This is a genomic window from Streptomyces sp. NPDC006624, assembly GCF_040611555.1.
In the GTDB taxonomy this organism is placed as follows: Bacteria; Actinomycetota; Actinomycetes; order Streptomycetales; family Streptomycetaceae; genus Streptomyces.
Window position 1 is genome coordinate 73,813 of sequence record NZ_JBEXOM010000026.1, and the last position, 13,479, is coordinate 87,291.

A 13,479-nucleotide genomic window follows, 5' to 3' on the forward strand; every position below is an offset into this window, starting at 1 on the left:
TCTCACGCGTTGTGCCCTCGCGCTGACCGACCGTCAGGGCGTGGGTGACAATGGGGTCGTGGTGTGGACGAGTCCGGAGGAAGAAGGCTCTTTCGTGGGCCGGGCGGAGGAGCTCGAGCTGGTCGGTGCGGCCCTGCTCGGTTCCCGGCTGGTCACGCTGACCGGTGTGGGAGGGGTCGGCAAGACCCGTCTCGCCCGGCACGCCGTGTCCCTCGGGCTGGTGACCGCCGGGGGCGGCGTGGCCTGGGCGGACCTGTCCCCGCTGCGCAACGCGGAGCACCTCGCCGCCACGGTGGCGGACGCGCTCGGCCTGTCCGACCACACCCCGCGGCTGCCCGTGGACGCGATCTGCACCTGGATCGGCGAGCGCGGGGTCCTGCTGGTGCTGGACTCCTGCGAGCATCTGCCGGGCGCGTGCCGCGCGCTGGTGGGCGACCTGCTGACGGCCTGCCCCGGTCTGCGGGTCCTGGCCACCAGCCGGGAGCCGCTGGGGATCCGGGGCGAGACGGTCGTCGGGATCGAGCCGCTGGCGTCGCCGGACGAGGCGGTCGCGCTGTTCGCCGACCGGGCCGCGGCGGCCGGAAGCCCGCTGAAGGAGGACGCCGACGCGCAGCTGGCCGCCACGGTGTGCGAGCACCTGGAGCGGCTGCCGCTGGCCCTGGAACTGGCCGCCGCGCTGCTGCGGAGCATGCCGCTGGCCGACCTCTGCGTGGGCCCGCGCGCCCTGGTGGACCTGCCCCCGCGGCAGCCGGGCCGGGCGCCGCGGCGGCACGACGCGCTGCGCACCACGATCGGCTGGAGCCACGAGCTGTGCACGCCGCTGGAGCGGCTGCTGTGGGCGCGGCTGTCCTACCTGCCGGGCGCGTTCGACGGCACCACCGCCGAGCAGGTCGCGGGCCGCGGTCCTTTGACGCCCTCCGGGGTGGGTCCGGCCCTGGCCGCGCTGTGCGGCAAGTCGGTGGTCATGCGCGGGGGCGGCACGTACCGGATGCTCGACTCGGTCCGGGAGTACGGCCGTATGTGGCTGGCGGAGCTGGGCGAGGAGCAGGCGGTGGCGGACCGTCACGCCGAGCACGTGCTCGGTGTGACCCGGCAGGCCCACCACGAGTGGTTCGGCCCGGCCCAGCGCGACTGGTACCGGCGGATCGATTCTCTCCACCCGCACATCCGGCTGGCCCTCGACCACCTCCTGGCCACCGACCCGGCCGCCGCCCTGGAGATGGCCGGCCACGTCGCCTTCTACTGGGTCTGCTCCGGCTACCTTTACGAGGCGCGCCAGTACCTGGAGCGGGCGACCCGGCTCGTGCCGGGGGAGCGCCGGGGCGGGACCTGGGCGCAGGGGCTGTGGGCCCTGGGGGTCTCCCTGACGCTGCAGGGCGAGTACGAGGCCGCCCGCCTGACCGCCGCCGACGCCTGGCACGTGGCCCAGCCCCTCGGCCCCGAGGCCCGGGGACGCGCCGCCTACCTGGACGGGCTGCTGCACCTGCTGGAGGGCCGCCCGCTGGCCGCCGCGGCGGTCGTCGAGCCGCTGACGGTGCACGCCCGTACGGCCGCCGGCCACGGGGAGCTGCCGACCGCCGCGAGCGCGATGTGCCGCCTCGTCCGCGTCTTCGCCCTCACCGGCTCGGGACGCCTGGAGCAGGCCCGCGGGGAGGCCCTCGGACTGCGGGACGACTGCGTGGCGGCGGACGAGTACTGGACGCGTTCCTACCTCGACCACCAGCTCGCGCTCATCGCCGTGATGGAGGGCCGCGAACGGGACGCCGTCCGGCACGCCCGGGCGACGCTGGAGGCCAAGCGGCACATCGGCGACGCCTTCGGCATCGCGCTGGCGCTGGACCTCCTGGCCATCGCGCTGGCCGACGCGGGCGAGCCGCGCGCCGCCGTCCACGCCTTCGGCGCGGCGCAGCGCTACTGGGAGACGGTCGGCCACCCCCAGCGCGGCACACCGGAGATGGCCCCCCTGCGCGACCACTGCCAGGACCGCCTCCTGGACCTGCTGGGACCGACGGAGTACGACACCCTCCTGGAACGATCCACCGCGAGCACCCCTCAGGCCCTCCTGTCATGGGCAGCCGGGGGAGGACCCCTGCCGGGGGACTGACGGGCACGGGGGAAGGCGAGGCGCGGCGGGGGCGGGCTCCGGCCGTGCCACGGCCTGCTGGGGCCCCCGCCGTCGGGGCGCGCGGCCCGGGCAGGGAGGGCGTCTGGCGGGGTGTGCGCTTCGGGCCAGACCCGCGGCCGGATCTCCAACCGGCGCCCCGACAGCGGCGGGACGCGGGCGCGACCGAGGCGGGCTCCGGCCGTGCGAGGGGCGTGCGGTGGTGCCCGCAGGATCCGTGACGCGGACATCCGGGCGAATCCACGGATCCGCCGCCGGGTTCTACGAGGACATGGTCACCGGCCAGCCGGGGAGGCCGGGTCAGCCGGGCGGGCCGGACCACGCCTCCCAGGCGGTGCGCAGGTCGGTGTGCCAGCGCACGCGCTCGTCGTGGGCGGTGCGCGACCGCAACGCGTCGGGCGCCAGCAGATGGATCGCCCCGGGACCGTCGGGCCACGGCGCGCCGGGCAGGAAGTCGTCCGCGGGCAGGCGCAGTTCCCGCAGATCGAGCCCGACCACGGACATCCCGGCGCACAGCCCGGTCAGGTCGTCGCGCACGGCACGGCTGACACCGGCGGTCAGCGGCCCCGCCCCCGCACACCACAGCCGGGTGCCGCAGACGGCGAGGACTCGTATGCGGATGAGGGCCGGCATGGTTCTGGGGATCCTTGCCTCGGGGAGGCACGACTGCCGGGCACCCTCGTGGGGTGCCCGGCAGTCGTGGTCCGCGTCAGCTGCTGGGCATCAGCACGCTGTCGATGATGTAGACGTTGGCGTTGGCGGTCTTGACGTTGCCGCAGACGACCTTGGCGGAGTCGTTGACGGTGTAGGACTCGCCGGAGCCGGCGGTGGTGAGCTTCGACTTCTGCAGGGTCTCGAAGGAGCCGTTCTCCAGGTCCTTCGGCGCGAGCTTCTGGCCGACGACGTGGTAGGTCAGGATGTTCGTCAGCTGCTCCTTGTCGTTGAGCACCTTGTCCAGCGTGTCCTTCGGGATCTTGGCGAAGGCGTCGTTGGTCGGGGCGAACACGGTGATGTTCTCGGCGTTGTTGAGGGTGTCGACCAGGCCGGCCTTCTTCACCGCGGACACCAGCGTGGACAGCGCCGGGTTGTTGGAGGCGGCGGTGGCGACCGGGTCCTGGGCCATGCCGTCGAAGGAGCCGGCACCGGTCTTGGGCACCGCCGAGCAGGCGGTGCCGAAGGGCTCCTCGCCCGTGGAGGCGCCGCTGCCCGACCCGGCCATGCCGTCCTCCGAGGCGGACGCCGGCGCCGACGCCGAGGCCTTCGAGGAGGAGTCGGACCCGGCGGAGTCGCTGCCGCTGTCGGAACAGGCGCTCAGGGCCAGCGGCAGGACCACGGCGGCGGCCACGGTGACAGCGGTACGGCGGATACGGGTGTTCATGATCTGGCTCCTGTTGACGGGAACAGCTTCAGTGGCAATGGCTTACGCGGGTGTTCCGGTTCGTCGCCCGGCGGCACCGCGCATTCCGTGAGCCCCGAGAACTCCGAGCTGGGGAATTCGGTGTTCTTCCTCGTTCTCGGTCACGTGGGGAATCCGGCCCCGGAGCCCGGGCGGATTGGTCGTTCCCACGATCGGATGAATTCTCGCCGCGGACCCATCCGCACCCCCCGTCGGCTACGGATCACAGGAAAAACCGCCGAACGCCGAACGCCGAACGCCGAACGCCGAACGCCGAACTCCGAAGGCCCGAGCGGCCCTTGGTCCCCGTCGCCGGACGCGGGCGCGGCGCCTTTCCGGCGACCGCTCCACGACGGCGGTCCGGCGGTGTCCAACCCCCAGGAGACCGGACGAGAGGAGCCGCCCAGTGGCGGGGCCCCGCACACCGCACGCACCACCGGACGCACCTCAGTGCCTGGCGGCGGCTGCCGGAGTTCAGGGGCGCTCCTCCTTCGGCACCTGGATGTACCGGATCGTCACCAGCCGCTGCCTGAACGTGCTGCGGGCGCGCAGGCCGGTGGCCCCGCTGGAGGCGGCGGGCGACGTGGCCGCGGCCGAGCACAGCACCTCCCCGGCCCGTGTCACCGAGAGCCGGGACGCCGTCCGCGCGCTGCGGGAGGCCCTGGACCTGCTGTCGCCCGAGCAGCGGGCATGCTGGGTGCTGCGGGAACTGGACGGCCGCTCCTACGACGTCGTCGCGGACGCGGTCGGCATCGGCCAGGAGGCCGCCCGCGCCCGCGTGTCCCGCGCACGCCGTTGTCTGACACGAGCACCGGGGGGCCGGCGATGAACGCCCACACCGACCCGCCGAACAGCGCCCACGACCCCGGCGACGACGACGAACTCCTGCCGTGCGGACGGCTGCTCTCGCAGCCCCGGGACGCCTGGGAGCAGCGCGCCGACGACGCCCACGCCCGGTCCTGCCCGTCCTGCCGGCAGGCCGTGAGCGGGCTCGACGAACTGGAGTCCGCGGTGCGCGGCCTGCGCCGCGAGACGGCCGGTCCCTCCGGCCGGGACGCCGAGTCGCTGACCCGGCGCGTCATGGACGTGGTGCGCCTGGAGCTGCGCCCCGGCCGCCCGCTGCCCCTCGGCGATCCCGCCGAGGACCTGTGGATCATGGAGGCGGTCGCGGCCCGAGCGGTGCGCGCGGCGGCCGGGACCGTCCCCGGGGTGCGGGCGGGCTCCTGCCGTCTGCTGTCCGCCGGGGACGACCGGGCCGGCGGTGCCCTCGGGATCCGTCTGGACATCCACGCCCCGGCCGGACCCCCGCTGCCGGACCTGGCCGCGCGTGCGTGACCGGGTCCGGCGGGCCGTGGACCGGGAGCTGGGCATGGCCGTGGCGGTCGTGGACATCCGTGTCACCGACGTCGTCCCCGCCCCGGCCGGCGATGAGCAGGAAGGCCGTACGCCATGACCGTCCCCCGCACGAACACCGCGGCCTCGGCGCTCGCCGACGAGGTCGCCAGGACCGTGGAGGCCGTGGCAGGCGTCGCCTTCCTGAAGCCGGGCCTGGCCGGACGACGGCGGTCGCCGGCACGTCGAGACCCATGTCGTCGTGGACCGCCGGACGCGGGCCGTGGACGTGGCCCGCGCGGTGCGCGCCGCCGTCGGGAACCGCCTGGCCGCCCTCCTGCCCGAACGCCCCGCCCCGCGCCTGACGGTGACGGTCACGGGCCGCGTCTGAAAACCGGGCACGGTGGCGCTCGTATCGCGGGGTTTTCGGCCTTCTCCGGGAAAGGTGCCGATCGACACACCCGCCGATCCGCGACACTCCGATAACATGTTCGAACTCGCGATGGTCCGCCATCGCTTTGCGTTCACCTGGCCATTCGGATGATCGGCCTACAGATTGACAGCTGGAGCATCGCGGGTGTTTTCCCGAATAGGCGGCGTCACTTCGTCCGCCGCGTGGCGTCACCGGCACGCGGCGCTGTGGGGCACGGCGGTCGTCGTGGCGTGCGGATTCCTCGTCGCGCTGGAGATCGCCGCCCGCCGCTACGGTGAGCCGGGGCCGATCACCAACCAGGTGAAGGCTCTGGTCTTCGCCCCCAAAGCCGGTCCGCTGTACGGCGGTCTGGCGCTGATGATGGTGGTGCTCACCTGGCGGCAGCGGTTCCTCGCGGCCGGTGTCGCGCTCGGTATCGACGCCGTCCTGCTGCCGGTGCGCTGGGCGGTGGACGCCCGGATGACCGAGGGCCATCCCTTCGGCACCGGCGCGCTGTGGGTGATGCTGGGCACGGCGGTCATCGCCGTCACGCGCCGCACCGGCGGTGAACGGGCCCTGCTGCTCAAGGGCGTCGGGCTCGGGCTGTTGCTGGTGGCCGCCCGCAAGACGGGCGACACCTGGCTGCTCATCACGGCGAAGACCCACCCGACGGTGCTCGACCAGTACGTGGCCACCGCCGACCACGCGCTGGGCAACCCGTCCTGGCTGGCGGGCCGGATCGTCGAGGCCACCGACCCGTTCAGCACCCTGATCCTGCAACTCGTCTACGCCCAGCTCGCGGTGGCCGCGGTCGTGGTCGCCTTCCACCAGCTGCGCAACGTCGCGGTCGAGGGCCGCTTCCCGCGGCACCACCTGGTGCGCACCTTCCTGCTGATAGGCCTTCTCGGACCGGGCATCTACATGATCTTCCCGGTGGTCGGGCCGGTCTTCGCCTACGGACCGGGCGCCTCCGGCACCGGCGGCCCGGAGTGGGCGGCGGCCAACCTGTGGCCGCACACGCCGCTGCCGGTGAGCACCCCGCTCCCGATGACGTACGACGGGATCACGCCCCGCAACTGCATGCCAAGCCTGCACACGGCGTGGGCGGTCGCGATCTTCGTCCACACCCGCGGCGCCCCGCGCCTGCTGCGGTACGCCGGGACGTTCTGGCTGGTCGCCACCCTCGCCGCGACGCTGGGCTTCGGCTACCACTACGGCGTGGACCTCGTCGCCGGCGTGGTGTTCGCGCTCACCGTCGAGGCGGCCCTGCGCGTACACGATCGCGGCTGGGACCGGCCGGGAGTGTGGCTGGTCGCCTACGGCACCGCGGTGTTCGCCGCGCTCCTGGTGTCGTACCGCTACCTGCCGATGGAGATGGCCGCGCATCCGGAGCTGTCCGGGCCGCTTCTCATCCTGCTGATGGGCTCGGTGATCTACGGCTACGTACGCACGGCCGGACCGCGCGGCCGGACCCTGGACGGGCCGGCCCCCACGGAAGGAACGCGTCCGTCCCCGGCCACGGCCCGGTGAGCACCGGGCGGCGCGGGGGCGGCGGCGCCCGCCACGCGCGAGGCTAGGCCGCCTCGGAGCGCCCCGGACGCCCGCCCGGGGCGAACCCGGGTGCGCCGTCGAACGGCAGGGACTCGTCCGGCCCGAAGTCGGGGGCCTGGAAGGGGTTGGTCGCCGGAGGGGGCGAGGCGCTGCGCGGGCAGCGAAGGTGCGCCTCCGGAGCGGAGAACGACGGCGTCAGGTCGATGAGAGGTCTCTCTTTCGTAGCAGGCCCCCCGAGGGGCCTGGTGTGCCAAGACCGGGCACGGCGGGGTCCTACAGCTTGGTCATCTTGGCGTACGGGCTCAGGATCCGCATCCGGGACGATCCGAAGTCCACCAGCGCGGCGATGCCGTCCTCGATGCCGATGACCCGGCCCAGGCCGTACACGTCATGCGTGACCTGATCGCCCATGGCGAAGTGCTTGGGGGCCGGTGCGACAGGGGCCTTGAAGGGGCTGGTGGGCAGATGACGCTTCTGTGCCGCGGGTTTTGTCATGACTCAGTATGCGCCCATGTTGGACCCGCGTGATGTGGCTCTCGGCACAGATCCGGACCCCCGCTTCCATGCCACGCCGCTGACCTGGGCTTTCGGGAACGGATCCGGAGAAAGTCGATGCGGCTCGGTGCCCGTTCGGGGGCCCTGGGAGGGCCGAACCGGCGGGACGGGCCGGGTGGGACCGGCCTGGACGGGCCGGACGCGCGCGAACCGGCCCCGCTTCCTGCCGCCCCCGGCGGCTCAGCCGGCGCCGGAGGGCGCCCGGCCCGCCGCCTCGGCGGCACGGCGGTACTCGGCGTTGATGCGCTGCGCCTCCTCGAGCTGGTCCTCGAGGATGACGATGCGGCACGCGGCCTCGATCGGCGTCCCCTGGTCGACCAGCTCCCGGGCGCGGGCGGCGATGCGCAACTGGTAGCGCGAGTACCGGCGGTGCCCTCCCTCCGAGCGGAGCGGAGTGATCAGGCGGGCTTCGCCGATGGCGCGCAGGAAGGCCGGAGTGGTGCCGAGCATCTCGGCGGCCCGGCCCATGGTGTACGCGGGGTAGTCGTCGTCGTCCAGACGATCATTCAGGGGGTTGTCCGATGTCATGTCACCTCGCTGTGCAACGCGTCGAGGGGCCCTGGTGCCGTACGGCACCAGGGCCCCGAAGGAAATTGAACACCATCTGTCGGCCCTACTGCTGTGCCGACCTTCTGTTTCCGCTACCCGGCCCGGCAGGGCGGAGCGGGGGATCGCAGCTGCGTGACCGGGGACCACCATCCATTCCGGGGTCTTGCGGTACCCGGGTCGTATGTCGCTCGGACCCGGGCGATCCTGATGGCGTCTGCTCCTCCGTTCCTTTCCGAACCAATCACTGACCTACTGCTCTTCAGCTACCTGCCCGTTCGTCGTTGGCGGGCTTGGTCCGACTTCGTCTACAAGAAGAACCGTACCCCTGGAGGAAGCAAAAGTCTACTGTCGCGAGAGTAGATTTCACGGTCCCGGAGCGGGAGGCATCCTGCCGCCTCCGGTCCGGTGCGGTCAGGTTCCGCCCCGCGGGGGATCACGGGGCCCCGGGCCGAATAAGCTCTGAGGCATGTCGAACCCTGATGAGCTGCTCGTCGCCATCTCCGCCGCTGTGGAGTCCGAGCGGAGCAATCAGATGTCGCTGACCGTGGTCGTCGGCGGTGCCGTCATCACCGGCCGGCTGGCTCCGGAGGCCGTGTGGAGGGAGCGGGTGGCTGAGGTCCTCAAGGACTCGGACCGGCTCGGCCCCTTCGCGGACGTCTTCGCCCGCGGCCCGGGCAGGGACCGGTCCGGTCGCGGTGAGGCGCCCACACATCTGCACTTCCACCTCGCCCGCATCCTGCAGGGAAGCCTCGGCATCCCGGAGACGGGCGGCATGTACCGCGTCGCGATCAAGGACGTCAGCGCGTGGACCGTGGGCGACATCAGTTACTCGGACCGGTGAGCACGACGATGGGGGCCCTGCCGACGCGCGTCGGCAGGGCCCCCATCGGGCTTGTCAGGGCGGTTGCCCGCCCGATCTCACAAGGACACGGTCAGCGACCGGTCCACGGCGTGTGACGCCCTCGCCCCGCCGGGGCGGGCGCCGGCACACAGCGAGCCGTCGAGGACGTCCCGCAGCCGGATCCGGTCCGTGTACGCCGAGCTGTCACGCAGACCGTTCAGCCGCACCAGGGTCACCAGACCCGTGCGCTGGTCGTCCTCGTCGCACACGGTCAGGTGCTCGACCCGGGCGCTCGCCATGACGGCCAGGGCCACCTCGACGGTCATGTCGTCGCCCACCCGGGGCCCGTGGTCGTCGGCCACGGGCACGGGTGCCGGGCCCGGCGTGCGGTACTGCGTCCGCGCTGGCGTCAAGGGTGTCTCCTTCGCGAGGGGATGATCGGGCTGGGCGGCCGCTCAGGCGGCGGAGTCGGTCCCGGGCCGCCGCTGTCCCGTGCGGCGCGCGCCCGAGCCGGCGGGCCGGCCGTGGCCCGAGCGGCCCCGGCTTCCCCGGGACGGCGACGAGGAGCGGCGGGGCCGCTCCGCGGCGGGCTCGGTGAGGACCACCGGGACGCCGGAGGGCGCCTGGGCGCCCGTGATGCGGCTCAGCTCCGCCTCGCCCGAGCGGACCGGGGTGACGGACGGCGTGATGCCGGCCGCGGCCATCAGCCGGGTCATGCCGCGGCGCTGGGCGGGGGTCACCAGGGTGACCACGCTGCCGGACTCCCCGGCGCGGGCCGTACGGCCGCCGCGGTGCAGGTAGTCCTTGTGGTCGCTGGGCGGATCCACGTTGACGACCAGGTCGAGGCTGTCGACGTGGATGCCGCGGGCCGCGACGTTGGTGGCCACCAGGACGGTGACGTGACCGTCCTTGAACTGCGCCAGGGTCCGGGTGCGCTGCGGCTGCGAGCGGCCGCCGTGCAGGGCGGCGGCGCGGACGCCGCTGCTCAGCAGGTGCTTGGTCAGCCGGTCCACCGCGTGCTTGGTGTCCAGGAACATGATGACCCGGCCGTCCCGGGCCGCGATCTCGGTGGTCGTGCGGTGCTTGTCGGCGTCGTGCACGTGGAGCACGTGGTGCTCCATGGTGTCGACGGCACCGGCCGACGGGTCGACGGAGTGGACCACCGGGTCGCTGAGGTAGCGGCGGACCAGCAGGTCGACGTTGCGGTCCAGGGTGGCCGAGAACAGCAGCCGCTGGCCCGCGGGGCGCACCTGGTCGAGCAGGGCGGTGACCTGCGGCATGAAGCCCATGTCGGCCATCTGGTCGGCCTCGTCGAGCACCGTGATGCCGACGTCGTCGAGGCGGCAGTCGCCCCGGTCGATGAGGTCCTTCAGCCGCCCGGGCGTCGCGACGACCACCTCCGCGCCGGCCCGCAGCGCGTGGGCCTGCCTGCCGAGCGACGTGCCGCCGACGACCGTGGCGAGCCGCAGCCTGACGGAGCGGGCGTAGGGGGCGAGCGCGTCGGTGACCTGCTGGGCCAGCTCGCGGGTCGGGACGAGGATCAGGGCCAGGGGGCGGCGCGGCTCGGCGCGCACGCCCGCCGTACGGGCCAGGACCGCGAGGCCGAAGGCGAGGGTCTTGCCCGAGCCGGTGCGGCCGCGGCCGAGGACGTCGCGCCCGGCCAGGGAGTTCGGCAGGGTCGCCGCCTGGATCGGGAACGGCACGGTCACGCCTTCGCGGCCGAGGGTGGCCAGCAGCGGGGCCGGCATCTCCAGGTCGGCGAACGCGTCGGCCGCGGGCAGCGCGGGCGTGACGGTCTCCGGGAGGGCGAACTCGCCGCCGACGGCGGCGGGCCGGCGGTTTCCGCCGTATCCGCCGGACCGGCGCGCGCCGTTGGAGCGGCCGGCGGCGGTGCCTCCGGAGCGGTCGTACGGGCGATTGCTGCGTGCGCGGGTGGAACGTGTGCGGTTCATTCGGAACCTTCCTCGATGCGGGCACGTATCAAGGAATTTCCGCAGCAGAATGAGCGGCGCAGGGAATCGCGAGAACGAGCCGGAAATGACAGGGTCGGATTGCCCTGAGAAAAAAGCGAGCTGGGGCCCGCACCCCAGAGTGCGGGCCCCAGCTGCGAAGTGTGCGTCAGTGCTGGCGCGTCAGGCGGGAACGATGTTCTCGGCCGTCAGGCCCTTCTGGCCCTGCGCGATGTCGAACGACACCTTCTGGCCTTCGAGCAGCTCGCGGAAGCCCTGGGAGGCGATGTTCGAGTAGTGGGCGAAGACGTCGGCGCCGCCGCCGTCCTGCTCGATGAAGCCGAAGCCCTTTTCCGCGTTGAACCACTTGACGGTACCGGTAGCCATTTTGTTTCTCCTTCGGAGGCGGAATCAGGAATACGCCCTGTGCGTATTCCTTGTCGCCGCGATGATCAGCCGTCGGAAAAATCTTCTGGCAACCACACCTGCAACAACTGAAGAAGACAGTAGCACGTCGGCTTCGGCCGTGTGCGGTAAGTTAATTGCGTCGCCTCTGGGGTGGCAGGAATATTCGCAGCGCGCTGCTCCGATTTCTCCTGCCGCCGTGACAGATATTGCTTCCCCGGGGTGCGGTGTTACCGCCAAATTTTTCCGGCCCCACCGCTGTGACCTCGTACGCAGGCCCGTCCGCCGCGGCTCGGCGCCGTACGGCGGGAGCCCTTCGCCGGCCGCGCCGTGTGGCCTTCGTCTCCCCGGCGCGCGGGCGCCGGTCACCGTGCGTGCACGTTCGGCTTGCCGGGGCCGCACCCCCCTCACAGACTGACCGGATGACAGCTACGCACGGACGGTCCGTCCTCGCCGCCGCGGCCGGTCTGGTGGTCCTGCCCCTGCTCGCCACGGGCTGTGGCGACTCCGACGGGGAGCCGGAGCCGGCCCGGACGGTCACCGCCACGACCACGGCTCCCGGGGAGCGGCCCACGAGCCCGGGCGCGACGACGAGCAGCCCCGGCGAGGACGAGAGCACGGGGCCGGTCCGCAGGTATCCGGACGCCGAGGTCGTCACCGAGTCCAAGGGGTTCACCATGCTGCGGACCGACGACTCGGTGGAGGAGGCCGGCGACTTCTACGTCGGCCTGCTGGAGGAAGAGGACTGGGACATCCAGTCCAAGTACGAGGGCGAGACCAGCGTGCACCTGCTGGCCCGCAAGGGCGGCGACGGCCTGACGATCCAGGTCAGCCCGACGGGGTCCGGCACGACCATCTCGATCTCCTACTACGGCGTGTAGCGGCCTACGGCGTGCAGCGGCGGCCGGAGCCCGCCCGGACGGCCCGGCCCGCGGCGGGGGCGAGCGCCGGCACCCCCGGGTCGCGCCGCGTCCGCGGACGCCCCGGGCGGCTCCCGCGGACCTCGCCGACCAGGCCCTCGACCCAGGCGAAGAGCTCACGGGCGAGCGAGCGTCCCGCGGCGGCGAACAGGTCGGGATAGAGACCCGGGAAGGTGTTCTCGTCCACGATGACCGGCCGGCCCTCGCTCACGATCAGGTCGAAGCCGACCAGGGGCAGCCCCAGGACCCGCTGCGCCAGCCGGACGAGCCGGGCCTGCGCCGCGGGGACCTCGCACCCGTCGACGTCGCCCCCCGCCCCCCGCGGGTCGTAGACCTTCCAGACGTCGGCGGACAGGCGGGTGAAGCGATGGCCGCGCTTGCGGTAGCCGTACATCAGCGAGCCGTCGAGCAGGGTGGTGCCGAGCCAGTCCGCCGGGCCGCCGCTGGGGCAGATCCGCTCCAGCAGCAGGGTGCCGTCCGTACGGGCCGCGACCGTCTGGTCCAGGAAGCCCACGAGGTCACGCAGCGTCGCGAAGTCCTCCACCAGCAGGACCCCCTGGCCGTACGAACCACGCCGGGGCTTCAGCAGGGCGCGCCCCCACTCCGCGAGGACCGGGGCGGCGGCCTCGGTGTTGTGGTGGCCGACCAGGACCGTGTCGGGCACCGGGAGGCCGGCCCGGGACAGTGCCAGGTGCGCCCGGTACTTGTCGAGGCCCGTGGCGAAGCGCTCCGGGTCGGGCTCGACGGGGACGTCCAGACCGAGGGTGCGCAGGGCCTCGTGGGTGTAGCCGCCGGGGTCCCGGGCGATCTGGGCGTGCCATAGGTAGAGGTCGAGGTCGTGCAGGCAGACCTCGCCGCAGTGGACCCTGCCGTCGCGGATGCGGGAGCGGCGGATGTCCAGACCGTGCAGGAACTCGACGTCCGGCAGACCCGACAGGAGGTCCATCAGCAGCGCGTGATCGGCGGCGGGGATCCTGCCGGCCTGCGGAGACGCACCGGGCGGGACCCCGCCGTGGCAGAGGGCGGGCGGCAGGAAGGTCCCGACCCTCAGCACGGGGGGACGCCGAGCGGGGACGGGGCCGGCGACGGGTGCGGCCGTGGGCCGCGGCCCCCGCGCGGTGTCGTCGCCTGCCTGCTCATCGGCACCATCTCCGCCGTCCGGACGCGGTCGGGAACGTCGTCGCCGTACCGGCCTCGGTCCCGGGCGGGAGTCCCGTCCCCCGGCGCGGCGGGTGGGTCCGCGGAACGCCGCGCCGCGCGCCGCGTCCACGCCCTTTCCCAGCGCAGCACATCCCGTCGGCGGACGCATCCCGGCGGTCCCGCGGGCACCCGGCGGCATGCCGTGTCCCCCGCTCGGGTCAGCGCCGCGCGCCCCGCGGGGCCCCCGGGGGCGGCGGGGGGGCCGCGGGAACCGGGGGGGGGGGGGCGCTGGGCCGACCCCCCGGCA

Annotated in this window: 15 protein-coding genes and 1 pseudogene; 8 read left to right on the plus strand and 8 right to left on the minus strand. The window is 73.5% G+C overall.

All coding sequences use genetic code 11. The features are described from left to right. The first annotated feature begins 40 nt into the window (after nt 1-40). Nucleotides 41-2,104: a regulator gene (locus ABZY20_RS33080; protein ID WP_356446528.1), complete on the plus strand. Its 2,064-nt coding sequence runs from the start codon at nt 41-43 to the stop codon at nt 2,102-2,104. A gap of 318 nt (nt 2,105-2,422) precedes the next feature. Here the strand turns inward: ABZY20_RS33080 and ABZY20_RS33085 are convergent, their stop codons facing one another. After that, a complete protein-coding gene (locus ABZY20_RS33085; RefSeq protein ID WP_356446529.1) occupies nt 2,423-2,755 on the minus strand; it encodes a hypothetical protein in 333 nt (110 codons plus the stop codon). A 76-nt stretch (nt 2,756-2,831) separates the two neighbouring features. Further along, on the minus strand, nt 2,832-3,500 hold the full coding sequence (locus ABZY20_RS33090) for a fasciclin domain-containing protein (RefSeq protein ID WP_356446531.1): 669 nt from the start codon (nt 3,498-3,500) through the stop codon (nt 2,832-2,834). A gap of 464 nt (nt 3,501-3,964) precedes the next feature. Here ABZY20_RS33090 and ABZY20_RS33095 point away from each other — a divergent pair. The 5 genes and pseudogenes from ABZY20_RS33095 to ABZY20_RS33115 form a co-directional block, all read left to right on the plus strand. Continuing rightward, nucleotides 3,965-4,347, plus strand: a pseudogene (locus ABZY20_RS33095) (RNA polymerase sigma factor); the annotation flags it as partial. Next, entirely contained in the window at nt 4,344-4,853 is a 510-nt protein-coding gene (locus ABZY20_RS33100) for an Asp23/Gls24 family envelope stress response protein (protein ID WP_356446532.1), read from the plus strand. The pseudogene ABZY20_RS33095 and the gene ABZY20_RS33100, both read left to right, overlap by 4 nt. After that, complete coding sequence (locus ABZY20_RS33105) at nt 4,846-4,971, plus strand: hypothetical protein (RefSeq protein WP_356446534.1); 126 nt, start codon at nt 4,846-4,848, stop codon at nt 4,969-4,971. The genes ABZY20_RS33100 and ABZY20_RS33105 overlap by 8 nt, the downstream gene beginning before the upstream one ends. A 141-nt stretch (nt 4,972-5,112) precedes the next feature. Beyond that, on the plus strand, nt 5,113-5,241 hold the full coding sequence (locus ABZY20_RS33110) for a hypothetical protein (protein ID WP_356446535.1): 129 nt from the start codon (nt 5,113-5,115) through the stop codon (nt 5,239-5,241). 246 nt (nt 5,242-5,487) lie between these two features. Beyond that, complete coding sequence (locus tag ABZY20_RS33115; RefSeq protein WP_356446557.1) at nt 5,488-6,792, plus strand: phosphatase PAP2 family protein; 1,305 nt, start codon at nt 5,488-5,490, stop codon at nt 6,790-6,792. Nucleotides 6,793-7,086: 294 nt separating this feature from the next. On the opposite strand, the gene ABZY20_RS33120 is transcribed toward ABZY20_RS33115, so the two are convergent. Both ABZY20_RS33120 and ABZY20_RS33125 read right to left on the minus strand, forming a co-directional pair. Continuing rightward, entirely contained in the window at nt 7,087-7,308 is a 222-nt protein-coding gene (locus ABZY20_RS33120) for a hypothetical protein (protein ID WP_356446537.1), read from the minus strand. Nucleotides 7,309-7,548: 240 nt separating this feature from the next. Continuing rightward, nucleotides 7,549-7,896 (minus strand): MerR family transcriptional regulator, encoded by a 348-nt coding sequence (locus ABZY20_RS33125; protein ID WP_356446539.1) that lies wholly within the window; start codon nt 7,894-7,896, stop codon nt 7,549-7,551. Nucleotides 7,897-8,383: 487 nt separating this feature from the next. On the opposite strand from ABZY20_RS33125, the gene ABZY20_RS33130 reads away from it, so the two are divergent. Beyond that, entirely contained in the window at nt 8,384-8,758 is a 375-nt protein-coding gene (locus ABZY20_RS33130; protein WP_356446541.1) for a hypothetical protein, read from the plus strand. A gap of 77 nt (nt 8,759-8,835) precedes the next feature. Here the strand turns inward: ABZY20_RS33130 and ABZY20_RS33135 are convergent, their stop codons facing one another. From ABZY20_RS33135 to ABZY20_RS33145, 3 genes are all read right to left on the minus strand, one after another. Next, on the minus strand, nt 8,836-9,084 hold the full coding sequence (locus ABZY20_RS33135) for a hypothetical protein (RefSeq protein WP_356446558.1): 249 nt from the start codon (nt 9,082-9,084) through the stop codon (nt 8,836-8,838). A gap of 129 nt (nt 9,085-9,213) precedes the next feature. Then, nucleotides 9,214-10,710 (minus strand): DEAD/DEAH box helicase, encoded by a 1,497-nt coding sequence (locus ABZY20_RS33140; protein WP_356446542.1) that lies wholly within the window; start codon nt 10,708-10,710, stop codon nt 9,214-9,216. Nucleotides 10,711-10,890: 180 nt separating this feature from the next. Further along, on the minus strand, nt 10,891-11,094 hold the full coding sequence (locus tag ABZY20_RS33145) for a cold-shock protein (RefSeq protein WP_073941483.1): 204 nt from the start codon (nt 11,092-11,094) through the stop codon (nt 10,891-10,893). A gap of 440 nt (nt 11,095-11,534) precedes the next feature. On the opposite strand from ABZY20_RS33145, the gene ABZY20_RS33150 reads away from it, so the two are divergent. Then, the gene (locus ABZY20_RS33150) at nt 11,535-11,993 is read left to right on the plus strand and encodes a hypothetical protein (protein WP_356446544.1); all 459 of its coding nucleotides are present in this window, start codon (nt 11,535-11,537) and stop codon (nt 11,991-11,993) included. 4 nt (nt 11,994-11,997) lie between these two features. Here the strand turns inward: ABZY20_RS33150 and ABZY20_RS33155 are convergent, their stop codons facing one another. Next, complete coding sequence (locus tag ABZY20_RS33155; RefSeq protein ID WP_356446546.1) at nt 11,998-13,086, minus strand: hypothetical protein; 1,089 nt, start codon at nt 13,084-13,086, stop codon at nt 11,998-12,000. Between the last annotated feature and the right edge of the window lie 393 nt (nt 13,087-13,479).

Bases quoted from the DNA above. Each gene is read 5' to 3' on its own strand.
- ABZY20_RS33140 (WP_356446542.1), bottom strand. From the start codon at position 10,710: ATGAACCGCACACGTTCCACCCGCGCACGCAGCAATCGCCCGTACGAC.
- ABZY20_RS33120 (WP_356446537.1), bottom strand. From the start codon at position 7,308: ATGACAAAACCCGCGGCACAGAAGCGTCATCTGCCCACCAGCCCCTTC.
- ABZY20_RS33125 (WP_356446539.1), bottom strand. From the start codon at position 7,896: ATGACATCGGACAACCCCCTGAATGATCGTCTGGACGACGACGACTAC.
- ABZY20_RS33090 (WP_356446531.1), bottom strand. From the start codon at position 3,500: ATGAACACCCGTATCCGCCGTACCGCTGTCACCGTGGCCGCCGCCGTG.
- ABZY20_RS33100 (WP_356446532.1), top strand. From the start codon at position 4,344: ATGAACGCCCACACCGACCCGCCGAACAGCGCCCACGACCCCGGCGAC.
- ABZY20_RS33085 (WP_356446529.1), bottom strand. From the start codon at position 2,755: ATGCCGGCCCTCATCCGCATACGAGTCCTCGCCGTCTGCGGCACCCGG.
- ABZY20_RS33145 (WP_073941483.1), bottom strand. From the start codon at position 11,094: ATGGCTACCGGTACCGTCAAGTGGTTCAACGCGGAAAAGGGCTTCGGC.
- ABZY20_RS33135 (WP_356446558.1), bottom strand. From the start codon at position 9,084: ATGACCGTCGAGGTGGCCCTGGCCGTCATGGCGAGCGCCCGGGTCGAG.
- ABZY20_RS33150 (WP_356446544.1), top strand. From the start codon at position 11,535: ATGACAGCTACGCACGGACGGTCCGTCCTCGCCGCCGCGGCCGGTCTG.
- ABZY20_RS33130 (WP_356446541.1), top strand. From the start codon at position 8,384: ATGTCGAACCCTGATGAGCTGCTCGTCGCCATCTCCGCCGCTGTGGAG.